The sequence below is a fragment of the Rhodococcus sp. Chr-9 genome (genome assembly GCF_000801125.1).
Lineage (GTDB): Bacteria > Actinomycetota > Actinomycetes > Mycobacteriales > Mycobacteriaceae > Rhodococcus > Rhodococcus pyridinivorans.
Window position 1 is genome coordinate 389,332 of the sequence record NZ_JTIZ01000122.1, and the last position, 14,793, is coordinate 404,124.

Sequence of the window (14,793 nt, forward strand, 5' to 3'; positions counted from 1 at the left end):
CCCGAGCGAAGCGGACAAGGAGCACGAGAAACCGGTGAGCACCGAAACCGTCGGACAAGCTACGACCTCCGCCCCTGTGGCCCAGCTACGTGCCTGGCAGCGCCGCGCCCTCACCAAGTACCTCGCGACGAAGCCGCGCGACTTCCTCGCCGTCGCGACCCCCGGCGCCGGTAAGACGACCTTCGCCCTCCGGGTGGCGTCGGAGCTGCTGCGCGACCGGACGGTCGACCAGATCACGGTGGTCGCCCCCACGGAGCACCTCAAGCACCAGTGGGCGGGTGCTGCGGCCCGCATCGGCATCGCGCTCGACTCGAACTTCACGAACTCCACCGGGCAGACATCGAGCGACTACCAGGGCGTCGTGGTCACCTACGCGCAGATCGCCTCGCACCCGTTCAAGCACCGTGTGCGCACGGAGGCGCGTCGCACCCTGGTGATCCTCGACGAGATCCACCACGGTGGCGACGCGAAGAGCTGGGGTGAGGGCATTCTCGAGGCGTTCGGGGACGCAACCCGCCGTCTGGCACTGACCGGTACGCCCTTCCGCAGCGACGACAGTGCGATCCCGTTCGTGAGCTACGAACCGAACGAGGACGGTCTGCTGCAGTCCAAGGCCGACCACGCCTACGGCTACGCCGACGCACTCGCCGACGGCGTCGTGCGCCCCGTCGTATTCCTCGCGTACTCGGGCGAGGCGCGCTGGCGCACGAGTGCGGGGGAGGAGTTCACCGCGCGACTGGGAGAGCCTCTCAGCGCCGAGCAGACGGCCCGGGCGTGGCGGACGGCCCTCGATCCCCAAGGCGACTGGATTCCTGCGGTGCTGGGGGCGGCGAACACCCGTCTGCAGCAGCTGCGTGCCGGCGGCATGCCGGACGCCGGTGGGCTCGTCATCGCCACCGACCAGACCACCGCGCGTGCGTACGCGAAGATCCTCGAGTCGATCACCGGCGAGATGCCGACCGTGGTGCTCTCGGACGATCCCACCGCCTCCGACCGCATCTCGCAGTTCAGCGAGGGCAACCAGAGGTGGATGGTCGCCGTGCGCATGGTGTCCGAGGGCGTCGACGTCCCGCGACTGGCGGTGGGTGTGTACGCGACCAGCGCCTCGACCCCGTTGTTCTTCGCGCAGGCCATCGGCCGCTTCGTGCGGTCGCGCCGCAAGGGGGAGACGGCCAGTGTCTTCCTGCCGTCCGTGCCGGTGCTGCTCGAGCTCGCCAGCCAGCTCGAGGCCCAGCGCGACCACGTCCTCGGCAAGCCGCACCGGGTCAAGGAGGGCTTCGACGACGAGCTGCTCGCCGACGCGAACCGGCGCAAGGACGAGCCCGGCGAGGACGAGAAGGCCTACCACTCGCTCGGGGCGGACGCCGAACTCGATCAGGTCATCTACGACGGATCCTCTTTCGGCACCGCGACATTCGCGGGTTCCGACGAGGAGGCCGATTATCTGGGGCTCCCGGGTCTGCTCGACGCGGAACAGATGCGGGCGCTGCTGCGTCAGCGTCAGGAACAGCAGCTGAACAAGCCGAAGGCCGAACCGGCACCCACGCCGCCGCCCCAGGTGACCGAGCGTGTCGAGACCGCCGACACCCTCGCCCAGCTCCGTCGCGAACTCAACTCGCTCGTCGCGGTCGTGCACCACCGGACCAGGAAGCCGCACGGGGTGATCCACGGCGAACTGCGTCGCCAGTGCGGTGGTCCGCCGACGGCGATGGCGACCGCCGAGCAACTGCGCGACCGGATCGCGATCCTGCGCAGTTGGTGACGACGAGAACGGGCGACCACCTCGAGGTGGTCGCCNCGTGGTTCCGGACGGCGGATCACACGGTGGCGTCGGACTCGCTCACGATCGTCGCTCCGAGTTCACGGAGGCGGTCGGTGTGCTCGTTCGCGTGGTGCCCGCAGAACAACAGTTCTCCGCCGGTCGGAAGGACGGCGCGGACACGAGCGGCGGCATTGCACCGATCGCAGCGATCTGCAGCGGTCAATTTCGGGCTGGTCAACGTACCGGGCATGACTCCTCCAAACTGGCCACCGCTCATATCGGGTGCCGGGGTCTGGTCCGCCGCACCGGCCGGCGCGGTGGATCTACTCTGACAGACGATTCGTATTCACGTGTTGTTCCCCTGGATGCCCAATGGTGGCGTGTTTCACGCATCGAACAGCGAAAATGCTTCGACATGGCCGTTTTCCGCACGGTGTGTTCGCTCACAGCGCAGAGCCTGAGGGGGCCGGAAACGCCCCGGACGGGCTGTCCGACGCACAATGACGCCATGACCGAGACCCTGCTGCACATCATCTCCCGCGACGACTGGGACCACTTCCGACCCCTCGGGGCGGTCGTGCCGGACTCCCTCGGGACCCAGGGTTTCGTCCACCTGTCGACCCCGCACCAGGTGCACCTGCCCGCCGACCGGTTGTACGCAGGCCGCACGGACCTCCTCCTGCTGCGCGTCGACCCGACGCGCCTCGTCGACCCGCTCCGTTTCGAACCCGGCGTACCGGAGGACCCGGAGTCGATGCGCTTTCCGCACCTCTACGGGCCCCTGCCCGTCGACGTCGTTGTGGAGGTGACGCCCTACCTGCCGGGACCGGACGGTCGGTTCCCGCCCCTCGACCGGGAGCGAGCGGATGCCGTCGGTCCGGAGGACTAGTCTTTCGACCATGATCGTCGACGTGACGCCGCTTCCCGGGATCGGTGTACGCAAGGACTTCGAACTGGCCTCCGGGCGCCGCATCGGGGTGATCACCCATCGGGACGGTCACAGCGACCTCATCATCTCGAAGGCGGGCGACCCCGACGCGTGTGCGGCCTCCCTGCCTCTCACCGTCGAGGAGGCGGCGACGCTCAGCAATCTGCTCGGTGCCCCACAGCTCGTCGCCCAGTTGCGTGAGGACCACCGCGACCTGCCCGGAATCCTCACCCGCCAACTCCACATCCACGAGGATTCGCGGTTCGACGGAGCGGTACTGGGCGACACCGCGTTGCGCACCCGCACCGGTGTGTGCGTCGTGGCCGTGATGCGTGCCGGTCAGGTCATGCCGTCCCCGACACCCGACTTCGTTCTCACGGGTGGGGACATCCTGGTGACGGTCGGAACGGCCGACGGTCTCGACGCGGCCGCCAGGATCCTGCGCAACGGCTGATCCCGCAGAATGGACACGACGACACTCGCACTCATCGAACTGGGTGCGGTGTTCTTCGGACTCGGCGTCCTCGGACGGCTCGCGGCGCGGATCGGCATGTCGCCGATCCCGTTCTATCTGATCGGCGGCCTGTGCTTCGGCAATGGTGGCTTCATCCAGCTCGGCGATATCGGGGCGTTCAGTCACATCGCCAGCGAGATCGGCGTGGTCCTGCTGCTGTTGCTGCTCGGTCTCGAGTACACAGCGAACGAGTTGATCAGCGGCCTGCGACGCTCCCGGATGGCAGGCCTGCTCGACCTCGCCCTGAACGCGGTGCCGGGAGCCGCCATCGCGCTGATCCTGGGTCTCGGACCCATCGGCGCCTTCGTGCTTGCGGGTGTCACCTACATCTCGTCGTCCGGGATCGTGGCGAAGGTCCTCGCCGATCTGGGGCGCCTCGGCAACCGCGAGACACCGGTCGTCCTGTCGATCCTCGTCTTCGAGGATCTCGCGATGGCCGTCTACCTCCCGATCCTCACTGCGATCCTGGCGGGCGTGAGTCTGCTCGGCGGCCTCGAAGCCGTCGCGATCTCACTCGGTCTCGTCACCGTGGTGTTGGTGCTGGTGGTGCGATACGGGCGCTACGTCTCGGTCGTGCTCGACAGCCCCGATCGGGAAACGCTGTTGCTCAAGCTGCTCGGCGCAGCGCTGCTGGTGGCGGGGATCGCGTCGGCCCTGCAGGTGTCCGCGGCCGTGGGCGCCTTCCTGCTGGGCATCGCCATCTCCGGTTCGACGGCACACAACGCGGTCCGGGTCCTCGAACCGCTCCGCGACCTGTTCGCCGCCATCTTCTTCGTCTTCTTCGGGCTGAACACCGATCCGACGGCGATACCGCCGGTGCTCGGCTGGGCGATCCTGCTGGCCGTGCTGACCGCGCTGACGAAGCTCGTCACCGGATGGATCGCGGCGGCCCGTCACGGTATCGCCGTGATGGGCCGGGCGCGCGCCGGCGCGGCACTCATCGCCCGGGGAGAGTTCTCCATCGTGATCGCCGGGCTGGCCGTCGCCTCCGGACACGTCGACAGTCGCCTCGCGGCGATCGCTTCGGCATACGTGATGATCACCGCCGTGCTCGGTCCGGTGGCCGCGCGGGTCGTCGAACCGGTGATGCGGTTCGCATCCACACGACTCCCCGGAGGTGACGAGCGACAGCGCCTTCCCGGAGACGAACCGGAGCTTCTCTAGCCGCCCCTTCTCCAGCGGCCTTCTTCTGCTGACCCCGGGGTCCGGAACGAAGAACGAGGGCCGCCCGATCGGATGGCCCTCGTTCTTCGTGACGGATGTCAGTCGAGGTAGTCGCGCAGCACCTGCGACCGCGACGGGTGGCGCAGCTTCGACATGGTCTTCGACTCGATCTGACGGATGCGCTCGCGCGTCACGCCGTAGACCTGACCGATCTCGTCGAGGGTACGCGGCTGGCCGTCGGTGAGGCCGAAGCGCAGACGCACGACGCCCGCTTCACGCTCGGACAGGGTCTCGAGCACCGACTGCAGCTGATCCTGCAGCAGGGTGAAGGAGACGGCGTCGACGGCCACGACGGCCTCGGAGTCCTCGATGAAGTCGCCGAGCTGGCTGTCGCCCTCGTCGCCGATCGTCTGGTCGAGGGAGATGGGCTCACGCGCGTACTGCTGGATCTCCAGCACCTTCTCCGGCGTGATGTCCATTTCCTTGGCGAGCTCCTCGGGCGTGGGCTCGCGGCCCAGATCCTGGAGCAACTCGCGCTGGATACGACCGAGCTTGTTGATGACCTCGACCATGTGCACCGGGATACGGATGGTGCGGGCCTGGTCGGCCATGGCACGGGTGATGGCCTGACGGATCCACCAGGTCGCGTAGGTGGAGAACTTGTAACCCTTGGTGTAGTCGAACTTCTCGACCGCGCGGATCAGACCGAGGTTGCCTTCCTGGATCAGGTCCAGGAACGCCATGCCGCGGCCGGTGTAGCGCTTGGCGAGCGAGACGACGAGACGGAGGTTCGCCTCGAGCAGGTGGTTCTTGGCCCGGTTGCCGTCGCGGCAGATCCAGTTCAGATCGCGGCGCTGCGCAACGGGGAGCTTCTCGCCCTTCGCCGCCAGCTGCTGCAGCATGTGGGTCGCGTACAGACCGGCCTCGATGCGCTTGGCGAGCTCGACTTCCTCCTCGGCGTTGAGGAGGGCGACCTTGCCGATCTGCTTGAGGTAGGCGCGCACGGAGTCGGCCGAGGCGGTGAGCTCGGCGTCCTTGCGTGCCTGACGCAGCGCCTCGGACTCCTCCTCGTCCCAGACGAAGTCGCCCGAGGCCTTGTCCTTCTCGCTGGGCTCGTCGTCCTCGACCACCACATCCTCGGCGCCGGCGAGATCACCCTCCGAGACCTCGAGGTCTGCGAGGTCCGCTTCCTCGGTGGCGTCGAAGTCCTCGTCGCCCGAACCCGCAGCCTTCGTGGCCTTCTTTGCTGCCTTCTTCGCGGTGGTCTTCTTGGCGGCTGCCTTCTTCGCAGGAGCCTTCCTGGCGGCCGCCTTCTTCGCGGGGGCCTTCTTCGCAGCGGTCTTCTTCGCCGGCGGCTTGGCACCGGGAGCGGTGCCCTCCGCGGAATCCGCAGCGCCTGCGACGCTCGAAGCGTCCGCAACGGGTGCCGATTCGTTGGCGGAATCAGCGGTGTGGATGTCGGTGGCTGCCACGTACGCCCTTTCGTGACGAGGTAGTGCGGCGTCGCGCCAGAGTGATTCCGGCGGAGAGGTCTGTCGGGATGAGGGCCGGTTCCGGCCTGCTGGGGACCATTGTAACGATCCCTCGGGCGGCCGATGCGCCGGACTCAGGGAGTGACACCTGTTTTCGCAGCATAAGCAGCCCCTACGATTCCCGCCGCGTTGCGCAGTTCGGCGGGGACCACCGGGGTGCGGTTGGTCAGGAGCGGGATCCACTTCTCGTGCTTGCGGCTGATGCCGCCGCCCGCGATGAACAGGTCGGGCCAGAGCAGATCCTCGAAGCGGGCGAGGACGCGCGAGACCTCCTTGGCCCACTGCTTGTACGACAGGTCGTTGCGCTCCTTGACCGACGAGGCGGCGCGGTGCTCGGCCTCCTTGCCGTCGACCTCCATGTGCCCGAACTCGGTGTTGGGCAGCAGTACACCGTTGTGCAACACGGCCGAACCGATCCCGGTGCCGAAGGTCAGGAGGATCACCACGCCGTCGGTGTCCTTGGCGGCACCGAAGCGGTCTTCGGTGATTCCCGCGGCGTCGGCGTCGTTGAGCACCGAGACGTCCCGGCCGCCGAGCACCCGCGAGAAGAGGGATCCGGCGTCGGTCCCGATCCACGACTTGTCGATGTTGGCGGCGGTGCGGGCGACACCTCCGGTGACCACGCTCGGCAGGGTCACGCCGACGGGACCCGTCCAGCCGGCTTGTTCGACGATCTGCGCCACCGTCTTCGCCACGGCCTCGGGAGTGGACGGTTGCGGGGTGAGGATCTTGATGCGGTCGCCGACCAAGCGGCCCGTGTCGAGATCCACCACGGCACCCTTGACGCCACTTCCCCCGATGTCGACTCCGAATCCGTGGTTGACGGGAGTCGCTCGGTCCGTGGGGACGTCCTGTGCCATTGCGTACTTCCTCTCGCTGGGTGGGGCCGGCTGCTCCGCTCGTGGAAACGATAGTGCCCGGTGTCACCGGGTGCGGGGTCGGTGGCGAAACCGTCGGCACTGTGTTCGGATCGGTTCGTGCACGCACAGAGAACAATCCCCGAATCCGAGTTGTCCGCGCTGAGGGATGTGGCGGTGACCGTCGCCCGTGAGGCCGCGTCCTACGTCCGTGTACGCCGGGTCGAGCTGTTCGGTCCTCCGGGCTCGGGGGAGGCCGCCAGTGTGGGGACGAAATCGACGGTGACCGATCCCGTCACCGCCGCCGACACCGAGAGTGAGGAACTCATCCGGCGTCGGCTCACGGAACTGCGGCCGGGCGACGCCTTCCTCGGCGAGGAGACCGGGGCCGACGGCGGGACGGCGACTGCCGCGAGCGGAGTCGTCTGGGTGGTCGATCCCATCGACGGCACCGTCAACTTCGTCTACGGACTCCCCGCCTCGGCGGTCTCGGTGGCCGCGCGGGTCGACGGACGCTCGGTGGCCGGTGCCGTCGTCGACATCGCCTCGGGGGAGACGTTCTCGGCGGCAGAGGGTCTCGGTGCCCATCTGGACGTCGACGGCACGCGGGTGCCGTTGCGATGCAATCCCGTGACGGATCCGCGACTGGCGCTCGTGGCGACCGGCTTCTCGTACTCGCCGGCACGACGCGCACGTCAGGGTGAGCTGGTGGCAGCGCTGCTACCGAGGGTGCGCGACATCCGGCGTGTCGGAGCGGCCGCCCTGGACCTGTGCATGGTCGCGGCCGGCAGGGTCGACGCCCACTACGAACACGGACTCGGTCCCTGGGACTGGGCGGCGGGGGCGCTCGTCGCTGCGGAAGCCGGTGCGGTGGTGCGTGTCCCGAGCGGCACCGGGGACGACGGGGAACTCACGGTCGCGGCCGCGCCGGGGATCGCGGCCGATTTCGAAACTCTGCTCGCCGAAATCGGAGCGCTCGACGCAATTCCGAATTGACCGTTTCGTCACATCATGAATTGTGGTTCGTCACCTTTTACCGCAACAGTGACGAAAAACAGGATGCACGGTCTGTGAAAAGAGATTCAGCACCGGGCATTGCGTGCGGCCGTGAGTAGATCGAGGTCGAGCGGAGCCGTCTCCTCGCCTGCCGGGACCTCGCGTAGTGCCCGCAGGACCTCTTCGGCATCCGCCCCGGGGGAGATGTCCCGGAAGTAGGTTCCCAGCGCGAGGTCGACGGTGTCGTCCTCGCGTGTGTCCTGCACCAACTCGGCGCACGGGGCGAGCAACCACACCGAGGACGCAGCAGCGCGCCCGGCCTCGCCGAAGCGGATCTGCCCCTGGCACTGCATGTTCTGGTCGACGTAGACCGGATCGTTGCCGGCCTGCACGTCGGGCGGGCTCGAGAAACCGTAATCGCTCAGCTGAGCGGCCACGTGCGTGGCCTGGCCGCGTTCGCCGTTGGCGTTGTAGACGCGCACCCGGGTGGCCGTCAGGGGAGCGGGTTCGACCTCGAGCAGCGTCGACCGGTCCACGACCTCGCCGAGCGGAGCCGGTTGCGGGCCTTCGGGGTCAATGGCCTCGGTCGGGGGAGCGTTGCACGCCACGGTGGTCGTGACGGGCTCGGACGAGGTGAACACGGAGGACCACACGACGATCGTGCCTGCGGCGAGGACGGCACCCGCCACGGCGGCCGGGACCACCCGGCGCCGACGGAACGGGCGGCCGCGGTCATCGGTTGCGCTTCCTTCGGTGATCAGGGAAACCACGCGGCCCTGCCTCTCGTGTCATGCCGTGTTCGTCGCACTCACTGTAGAGGTCGCGGACGTGGTCGGTGGAACCGCCGACCCGAGGAAATGTCACGAGTCGTTGTGTTGTTGATGACGATTGCCAGACAATTCCCGGCGTTTCCACGCATCGATTGCATATTCGTGCGTGAGGTCGGCTATTGTTCGGCGGCCGAACCGTCCAAGAATGGGCGGTGCGGCGCGAAAACAGAGTCAATTCGGGTATGCCACAGCAATGGCACACCCGTCGGGAACTCCAACGGACGGCCGTGCGTTGCCCTGGCCGGGAGCACCGTCCGTGTCCCGGCCGGCTACCGGTACGAGTACTAGAAGGTAAGAGGAAATGGCGACTGACTACGACGCACCCCGGCGGACCGACAGCGACGATGTGTCGGAGGATTCACTCGAGGAACTGAAGGCCCGGCGCAACGAGGCCCAGTCCGCTGTGGTGGACGTCGACGAATCGGACACCGCCGAGTCCTTCGAGCTGCCCGGGGCGGATCTGTCCGGCGAAGAGCTGTCGGTGCGTGTCGTCCCGAAGCAGGCCGACGAATTCACCTGCTCGAGCTGTTTCCTGGTGCATCACCGGAGCAGACTCGCGAGCGAGGAGAACGGTGTCATGATCTGCCGGGACTGCGCAGCGTGAGGACATAGGGCAGCGTGAGGACATAGGTGCGAAACGAGGCCGGGTGACGACGATGCGCCGTGGTCACCCGCGTCTCCCTCCTGCGTGCCCCGGCGCCGCGGCAGCCTCTGCTGTTCCCGGCATCCGGGGCCGTGTCGTATCCGGGCCCTGTCGTATCCGGGGACCCGGTGCCCGTTCGAACAGCCCTACTTGCGGGTCGGATCGTCCTTGCGGCCCGACTCGTCGCAACCCAGCGCCGCGAGCAGTTCGGCAGGCCGCCGCGTGCTCACCAGCCAGTAGGGTGTCGGATCCTCCGGGTCGTCGAGCACGACGAGCGCCATGGTCCGCACCCAGGGACGGTGCTGGACGAACGCCGCCGGATCGAGCTGGCGGCCCATCGCGGCGCTCTTGGCCGACGCCGGAACCACCACACCCCGCGAGATCACGTCGACGGGCAGATGTGCGCGACCGACGACGAGTTCGCCGTCGACCACCTCGACCCGGCTGCGTGAGAGCCAGGTCAGGACCCAGATCGGGACCGGGAGCAGAAGGACGTAGGGAAGCCACGCGTACATCCCCGGGGCACCCATGTGCAGCTCGGCCGCGAGCAGGGCGGCCACACCGAGCCCGATCGGCCACCACCACCACGGCACCCACATCCGCTCCGAGAAGGTCGGAGCGTCGGCCGTCGGAGGTGTAGTCGGTGAGGTGCGCGAGGAACGGGACACACCGTAAGGATAGTCGCCTCGGCGGAGCGACCCGGCACGCGAGTAGTCTCGGACAACGTGACCGATCTTCCCCCGATACCGCTGCGCCGGCTCGATCCGGAGCTCCCCGTGCCCACTCGTGCCCACCCCGGTGACGCCGGTGTGGACCTGTGCACGTCGGTCGACGTGACCCTCGGCCCGGGGGAGCGGGCGCTCGTCGGCACCGGCATCGCCGTCGCGCTGCCCGTGGGCACGGTCGGCCTGATCCACCCGCGTTCGGGCCTCGCCGCCAAGTTCGGTCTGTCCGTCGTGAACACTCCCGGGACGGTCGACGCGGGCTACCGTGGAGAGATCAAGGTGTGTCTGATCAACCACGACACCGAGCGCGCCGTCGAACTCCGCCGAGGCGACCGCATCGCGCAGCTGCTCGTCCAGCGTGTCGAACTCGTCGAATTCGTCGAAGTGGACGAGCTCGACGACACGGCGCGGGGCAGCGGCGGATACGGATCGAGCGGCGGGCACGCCGGCCTCGTGAAGGAGGGTTCCTGACATGTTCGGACGACGCCGCAAGGACCGCGGGTCGAACATCGAGGCGACCGACGCCGCTTCCGCCGGCGACCTCGGCGCGTACGACGAGCCCGCCGACGAGGAGTACGACGAGTACGCCACCGGAAGTGCGGCCGATTCCGGCCCGTACGACATCGACGAGGTCGACGAGGAGACGGTGACCGCCTCCCGTCTCGACCTCGGATCCGTGCTCGTACCGCTGCCGGCCGGTGGTCAGATCCAGGTCGAGATGGCTCCGAACGGGACGCCGCAGAACGTCCATCTCGTGACCCAGTTCGGGCGCATCACGGTCTCCGCGTACGCCGCACCGAAGTCGCCGGGACAGTGGCGTGAGGTCGCCGCCGAGCTCGCGGAGACGCTGCGCAACGACAAGGCCGAGGTCAGCATCGAATCGGGGCCGTGGGGTCGCGAACTGCACGGCAGGACCGCGAACGCGGATCTCCGGTTCATCGGTGTCGACGGCTTCCGCTGGATGATCCGCTGCGTCGTCGCGGCGCCCTCGGGGAACGCCGGAGCCGACTCCGAACTCGTCGGGATCGCACGGTCGGTGATCTCCGGCACCGTCGTCCGCCGCGGATCCGAACCCCATCCGGTCCGTACACCGCTGCCGATCGTGTTGCCCGAGGCACTCACCCGCCAGCTCGTCGCGGCGCAGGAGCAGCAACAGCAGGCCGCCGCGCAGCAGCAACAGCAGGCCGCCGCGCAGCAGCAACAGGGCGCAGCTCCGGCGCAGCCCGCTCCGCGGACGGCCCCGCCGGAACAGCCCGCCCAGCAGACGCAGCAGGTCCCGCCCGCCCGGCAGACGCCGCCGCGCCGCGGCGAATCCGGTTCGGCGATGCAGCAACTCGGCTTCTGAGGCCGGTACCGATCATCGGTTCGGGACGGGGACGATCCTGTCGAGCGCGGCGAGGCACAACCTCCCGAGCACGGAGGGGTCGTCCCCGACCTGTTCGAGTGTCACCGTCGCGAGTTCCGCGTGAGGGATCTCCCGCGACCATTGCCGCCCCACTGCGAGCGGATGAACCGCGTCGTCCACCGCGGCGGCGATACCGACCGGCACGGTCACGGCACGCAGTTCGTCGACGTCGAGTGCCCGGTAGTGTGCGGCCTCGTCCAGCGCGGACGGGAGATCGGGCCACTGGGCGCTCCACGAACGCGTCAATTCCCGGGCGAGCCAGGGCGGACTCGACGCCGTCATCGCAGCGGTGACCGTATCGAGCCCGTGGGCGCGCAGTTCGGAGGCCGTCCACCGCGCGCTCGCGGCGGCCGGCGCCTCCCGCGGATCGCCGGTCCATGCAGGTAGGGCAGCGAGGACGCCGACGACCCGGTCCGGATTGTCGTATGCCCACCTCAACGCGACGGCTGCACCGATCGACACCCCTCCGACGAGGATCGGCCCGTTCTCGGCCGCCTCGTCGAGCGCGGTGAGATAGCTCGCCACCACACCGCGCGGATCCGGATCGACGGCGATCGGGATGATGCTCCGCCGTCGGAGTTCGGCGCCGAACGCCTTCTCGGCGAAGCATGCGTCCGAACCCGTACCGGGAAGCACGACCGCGGTGCCGGCGGTCGGGGGGACCGGGGATTCGCTGTGGGACATGCGGACGATCCTGCACCATCGAACCCCGGAGACCGCGCTCACCTGCCCGCACAGCAGGACGACCGACGGCTGCACGCGCGTGTGCACCGTGCAACTTGTATCCGGCGAGAATGGGTCTACAGTGGCGGGCGAAGAAGAGTCCGGTGGCGCGAGATCCGTGCCCCTTCCGTACAGGAGCGTGTTATGGCTTCCCCGGCCGGCTACCTGCGTCGGCTCACACGGCGGCTCACCGAGGACATCGAAGAACTCGATGCCGAGCAGATGGCCGAATCCTCGCACTCCACGGGCGCCCTACCCGTCGTCGAATGCGCCCGCGGTCAGGAAGTGACCATGTACGGACGTCTTCGCAGTGTCGAGTCGTGTTCGCGTGCCGCTGCCGCCGTCGTCGAGGCGGAGTTCTTCGACGGGACCGACTCGATCCAGCTCGTGTGGATCGGTCGTCGGCGCATTCCGGGGATCGAGCCCGGGCGTACGTTGATGGTCCGCGGTCGTGTCGGCGAACGCGACGGACGCAAGGTGATCTACAACCCCTACTACGAGCTGCGCGAGCCCGCCTGACCTCTGTGCGCGCGGAGTGGTGCCCCTGGTGCACGCAGGGTCGTACCCCTGTGCCGGATGTGGCAGGCTCGTAGGAGTGAGCGACACCAACCAGCAGACGATGCTCGAACAACTCGGTGGGATCAGCGGGTTGGTCTATTCGACGCTGCCGGTGCTGGTGTTCGTCCCCGTCAACAGCCTGTGGGGCCTCACCGTCGCCATCTGGTCCGCGCTGGGCGTCGCCCTCGCGGTGCTCGTGTGGCGCCTGATCCAGCGCACCCCGATCCAGCCCGCGATCTCGGGCTTCTTCGGAGTCGCCCTGTGTGCCTTCATCGCTCATCGCACCGGCGACGCGAAGGGATACTTCCTCTTCGGGATCTACGCGAGCCTGGTCTACGGGGGCGCATTCCTGTTGTCCGTGCTCGTCCGCAGACCGCTCGTGGGCGTGATCTGGGGGATGCTCAACGGCCAGGGATCGCGGTGGCGTTCGCATACCACCGCGGTGCGCGCCTACGACGTCGCGACCCTCGCGTGGACCCTGGTCTTCCTCGGTCGCTATCTCGTGCAGAACCACCTCTACGACGAGGACCGCACCGGCTGGCTCGCGGTGGCCCGGATCGGCATGGGCTGGCCGCTTACTGCTCTTGCCCTGCTCGTGACCCTCTGGGCGGTCCGGCGTGCCGACCGCATCGTCGAACCCGCGCCCTCGGAGACGGTCGGTGACGCGCCGGCCGACGATCCGGCGACGGACGACGGGCTGTCGAACAAGCCCCGCGACGAGCACGGCACGCACGACGGGCAGCCTCGGCTCCCCGGTCGGCACCGGCTCCGCGACTAGCGGTTCACCGCCTGCCGGAGATCATCCTCGACGTCCTCCGCCGTGACGAACAGCAGTTCGTCCCCGCCCTCGAGCGGATCGTCCGGCTGAGGGACGATCACCCGCCCGCCGCGCAGGATCGCCACGAGTGCCGTATCGCGCGGCAGTTCCAGTTTCCGGACCGGTTTCCCGGCGAGGGCGGTGGTGTCGCGCAGGGTGACCTCCACCAGGTTCGCGCCCTTGCGCAGCGTCATCAGCCGCACCAGATCGCCCACGGTGACGGCTTCCTCGACCAGCGCCGCGAGCATGCGCGGTGTGGACACCGCGACGTCCACACCCCACGATTCGTCGAACAGCCACTCGTTGCGCGGATCGTTGACGCGGGCTACGACCCGTGGAATACCGAACTCGGTGGTCGCGAGCAGGCTGAGGACCAGGTTGGCCTTGTCGTCGCCCGTCGCCGCGATCACGACGTCGTACTGCTCGAGTCCGGTGGATTCGAGCGAGCTGAGTTCGCAGGCATCGGCGTGTACCCACGTCGCGTCCGGCACGGACTCGGGTTCTACGTGGTCGAGTTTGCGCTCGATGAGCATCACCTCGTGGGCGTTGCGCAGCAGTTCCCGCGCTATCGAGCGCCCCACCGCTCCGGCGCCGGCGATCGCCACCTTCATGTGGGCTTCCTCTCGGGTGGACGGGTCAGTTCTCGTCGACCGGCGGGTTCTCGGCGTGTGTGATCGCCTCCGAGACCGAACCGGACACGGCCGCGATATAGACGGAGTCGTCGGCCTGCAGCACCGTCCTGCGGTCGGGCAGCAACCCGGTGCCGAACCGGATCAGGAACGCGACGCGCGAACCCGTGGCATCCTCGAGGTCGGTGACGCGTCGTCCGACCCACCCCTCGTGCACGTTCACCTCGGCGATGGCGACGGATCCGGTGGGATCGCGCCAGCGGGCGGTCTCGCTGTCGTGTGTGAGCGCATGCAGGAAACGGTCGGTGGTCCACGGCACAGTCGCCACGGTGGGGATGCCGAGCCGCTCGTACGCGGCGGCCCGCTTGGCGTCGTAGATTCTCGCGACGACGCGTTCGACGCCGAAGGTCTCGCGGGCCACGCGCGTCGAGATGATGTTCGAGTTGTCGCCGGACGAGACCGCCGCGAAGGCGTCGGCGTGTTCGATGCCGGCAGAGATCAGGACGTCGCGGTCGAAGCCCATGCCGAGCACGGTGCGCCCGGGGAAGTCCGGGCCGAGTCGTCCGAACGCGCTCTCATCGCGGTCGATGACCGCGACCTCGTGGCCGAGCCGGACGAGTGCGGTGGCCACCGCCGAACCGACCCGACCGCACCCCATCACCACCACGTACACCCCAGTGGACTCCGTTCCGGTCGATCTTTCCGAGACG

The 14,793-nt window shown here is 68.5% G+C and carries 18 protein-coding genes; 10 read left to right on the forward strand and 8 right to left on the reverse strand.

Annotated features, from left to right (window positions below):
• The first annotated feature begins 34 nt into the window (after positions 1–34).
• Complete coding sequence (locus tag QR64_RS20920) at positions 35–1,762, forward strand: DEAD/DEAH box helicase (RefSeq protein WP_024100707.1); 1,728 nt, start codon at positions 35–37, stop codon at positions 1,760–1,762.
• Positions 1,763–1,817: 55 nt separating this feature from the next.
• Here the strand turns inward: QR64_RS20920 and QR64_RS20925 are convergent, their stop codons facing one another.
• Positions 1,818–2,012, reverse strand: a complete 195-nt coding sequence (locus tag QR64_RS20925; protein ID WP_006551338.1) for a hypothetical protein — start codon at positions 2,010–2,012, stop codon at positions 1,818–1,820.
• Positions 2,013–2,270: 258 nt separating this feature from the next.
• Here QR64_RS20925 and QR64_RS20930 point away from each other — a divergent pair, with 258 nt between their 5' ends.
• From QR64_RS20930 to QR64_RS20940, 3 genes are read left to right on the forward strand one after another with little or no spacing between them, the layout of a single operon-like run.
• The gene (locus tag QR64_RS20930; protein ID WP_006551339.1) at positions 2,271–2,651 is read left to right on the forward strand and encodes a DUF952 domain-containing protein; all 381 of its coding nucleotides are present in this window, start codon (positions 2,271–2,273) and stop codon (positions 2,649–2,651) included.
• 10 nt (positions 2,652–2,661) lie between these two features.
• On the forward strand, positions 2,662–3,144 hold the full coding sequence (locus QR64_RS20935) for a cation:proton antiporter regulatory subunit (protein WP_039587051.1): 483 nt from the start codon (positions 2,662–2,664) through the stop codon (positions 3,142–3,144).
• A gap of 9 nt (positions 3,145–3,153) precedes the next feature.
• A complete protein-coding gene (locus tag QR64_RS20940; RefSeq protein ID WP_019289208.1) occupies positions 3,154–4,368 on the forward strand; it encodes a cation:proton antiporter in 1,215 nt (404 codons plus the stop codon).
• 98 nt (positions 4,369–4,466) lie between these two features.
• Here the strand turns inward: QR64_RS20940 and QR64_RS20945 are convergent, their stop codons facing one another.
• Positions 4,467–5,840 (reverse strand): RNA polymerase sigma factor, encoded by a 1,374-nt coding sequence (locus tag QR64_RS20945; protein WP_019289209.1) that lies wholly within the window; start codon positions 5,838–5,840, stop codon positions 4,467–4,469.
• A 134-nt stretch (positions 5,841–5,974) separates the two neighbouring features.
• Positions 5,975–6,760 (reverse strand): polyphosphate--glucose phosphotransferase, encoded by a 786-nt coding sequence (gene ppgK, locus QR64_RS20950; protein ID WP_039587054.1) that lies wholly within the window; start codon positions 6,758–6,760, stop codon positions 5,975–5,977.
• A 99-nt stretch (positions 6,761–6,859) separates the two neighbouring features.
• On the opposite strand from ppgK, the gene QR64_RS20955 reads away from it, so the two are divergent.
• Entirely contained in the window at positions 6,860–7,753 is an 894-nt protein-coding gene (locus QR64_RS20955; protein WP_051121554.1) for an inositol monophosphatase family protein, read from the forward strand.
• An 86-nt stretch (positions 7,754–7,839) separates the two neighbouring features.
• On the opposite strand, the gene cei is transcribed toward QR64_RS20955, so the two are convergent.
• Positions 7,840–8,523 (reverse strand): envelope integrity protein Cei, encoded by a 684-nt coding sequence (gene cei, locus QR64_RS20960; RefSeq protein ID WP_039587056.1) that lies wholly within the window; start codon positions 8,521–8,523, stop codon positions 7,840–7,842.
• A 361-nt stretch (positions 8,524–8,884) separates the two neighbouring features.
• On the opposite strand from cei, the gene QR64_RS20965 reads away from it, so the two are divergent.
• Positions 8,885–9,187, forward strand: a complete 303-nt coding sequence (locus QR64_RS20965; protein ID WP_006551346.1) for a DUF4193 domain-containing protein — start codon at positions 8,885–8,887, stop codon at positions 9,185–9,187.
• A 185-nt stretch (positions 9,188–9,372) separates the two neighbouring features.
• Here QR64_RS20965 and QR64_RS20970 read toward each other — a convergent pair whose 3' ends face one another.
• The gene (locus QR64_RS20970) at positions 9,373–9,825 is read right to left on the reverse strand and encodes a DUF3093 domain-containing protein (protein WP_006551347.1); all 453 of its coding nucleotides are present in this window, start codon (positions 9,823–9,825) and stop codon (positions 9,373–9,375) included.
• A 126-nt stretch (positions 9,826–9,951) separates the two neighbouring features.
• Here QR64_RS20970 and dut point away from each other — a divergent pair, with 126 nt between their 5' ends.
• Together dut and QR64_RS20980 are read left to right on the forward strand one after the other, a co-directional pair.
• Positions 9,952–10,422 carry a dUTP diphosphatase gene (gene dut / locus QR64_RS20975; protein ID WP_006551348.1) on the forward strand — a complete coding sequence of 157 codons (471 nt, stop codon included), beginning with the start codon at positions 9,952–9,954 and terminating at the stop codon, positions 10,420–10,422.
• 1 nt (position 10,423) lies between these two features.
• Positions 10,424–11,296: a DUF3710 domain-containing protein gene (locus QR64_RS20980; protein WP_039587058.1), complete on the forward strand. Its 873-nt coding sequence runs from the start codon at positions 10,424–10,426 to the stop codon at positions 11,294–11,296.
• Positions 11,297–11,308: 12 nt separating this feature from the next.
• On the opposite strand, the gene QR64_RS20985 is transcribed toward QR64_RS20980, so the two are convergent.
• Entirely contained in the window at positions 11,309–12,040 is a 732-nt protein-coding gene (locus tag QR64_RS20985) for an alpha/beta fold hydrolase (RefSeq protein ID WP_063714178.1), read from the reverse strand.
• A 183-nt stretch (positions 12,041–12,223) separates the two neighbouring features.
• Here QR64_RS20985 and QR64_RS20990 point away from each other — a divergent pair, with 183 nt between their 5' ends.
• Positions 12,224–12,598, forward strand: coding sequence for an OB-fold nucleic acid binding domain-containing protein (locus QR64_RS20990; protein WP_006551351.1), 375 nt, complete (start codon positions 12,224–12,226; stop codon positions 12,596–12,598).
• 76 nt (positions 12,599–12,674) lie between these two features.
• Positions 12,675–13,415 carry a DUF3159 domain-containing protein gene (locus tag QR64_RS20995; RefSeq protein WP_006551352.1) on the forward strand — a complete coding sequence of 247 codons (741 nt, stop codon included), beginning with the start codon at positions 12,675–12,677 and terminating at the stop codon, positions 13,413–13,415.
• Here the strand turns inward: QR64_RS20995 and QR64_RS21000 are convergent.
• Both QR64_RS21000 and QR64_RS21005 read right to left on the reverse strand, forming a co-directional pair.
• Positions 13,412–14,065: a potassium channel family protein gene (locus QR64_RS21000; protein WP_033096558.1), complete on the reverse strand. Its 654-nt coding sequence runs from the start codon at positions 14,063–14,065 to the stop codon at positions 13,412–13,414. The two genes, QR64_RS20995 and QR64_RS21000, sit on opposite strands and share 4 nt — an antisense overlap.
• 25 nt (positions 14,066–14,090) lie before the next feature.
• Entirely contained in the window at positions 14,091–14,756 is a 666-nt protein-coding gene (locus tag QR64_RS21005) for a potassium channel family protein (RefSeq protein WP_006551354.1), read from the reverse strand.
• Between the last annotated feature and the right edge of the window lie 37 nt (positions 14,757–14,793).

Bases quoted from the DNA above. Each gene is read 5' to 3' on its own strand.
- QR64_RS20925 (WP_006551338.1), bottom strand. From the start codon at position 2,012: ATGCCCGGTACGTTGACCAGCCCGAAATTGACCGCTGCAGATCGCTGC.
- QR64_RS20930 (WP_006551339.1), top strand. From the start codon at position 2,271: ATGACCGAGACCCTGCTGCACATCATCTCCCGCGACGACTGGGACCAC.
- QR64_RS20935 (WP_039587051.1), top strand. From the start codon at position 2,662: ATGATCGTCGACGTGACGCCGCTTCCCGGGATCGGTGTACGCAAGGAC.
- QR64_RS20940 (WP_019289208.1), top strand. From the start codon at position 3,154: ATGGACACGACGACACTCGCACTCATCGAACTGGGTGCGGTGTTCTTC.
- ppgK (WP_039587054.1), bottom strand. From the start codon at position 6,760: ATGGCACAGGACGTCCCCACGGACCGAGCGACTCCCGTCAACCACGGA.
- QR64_RS20965 (WP_006551346.1), top strand. From the start codon at position 8,885: ATGGCGACTGACTACGACGCACCCCGGCGGACCGACAGCGACGATGTG.
- QR64_RS20970 (WP_006551347.1), bottom strand. From the start codon at position 9,825: ATGTGGGTGCCGTGGTGGTGGTGGCCGATCGGGCTCGGTGTGGCCGCC.
- QR64_RS20980 (WP_039587058.1), top strand. From the start codon at position 10,424: ATGTTCGGACGACGCCGCAAGGACCGCGGGTCGAACATCGAGGCGACC.
- QR64_RS20985 (WP_063714178.1), bottom strand. From the start codon at position 12,040: ATGTCCCACAGCGAATCCCCGGTCCCCCCGACCGCCGGCACCGCGGTC.
- QR64_RS20990 (WP_006551351.1), top strand. From the start codon at position 12,224: ATGGCTTCCCCGGCCGGCTACCTGCGTCGGCTCACACGGCGGCTCACC.
- QR64_RS21000 (WP_033096558.1), bottom strand. From the start codon at position 14,065: ATGAAGGTGGCGATCGCCGGCGCCGGAGCGGTGGGGCGCTCGATAGCG.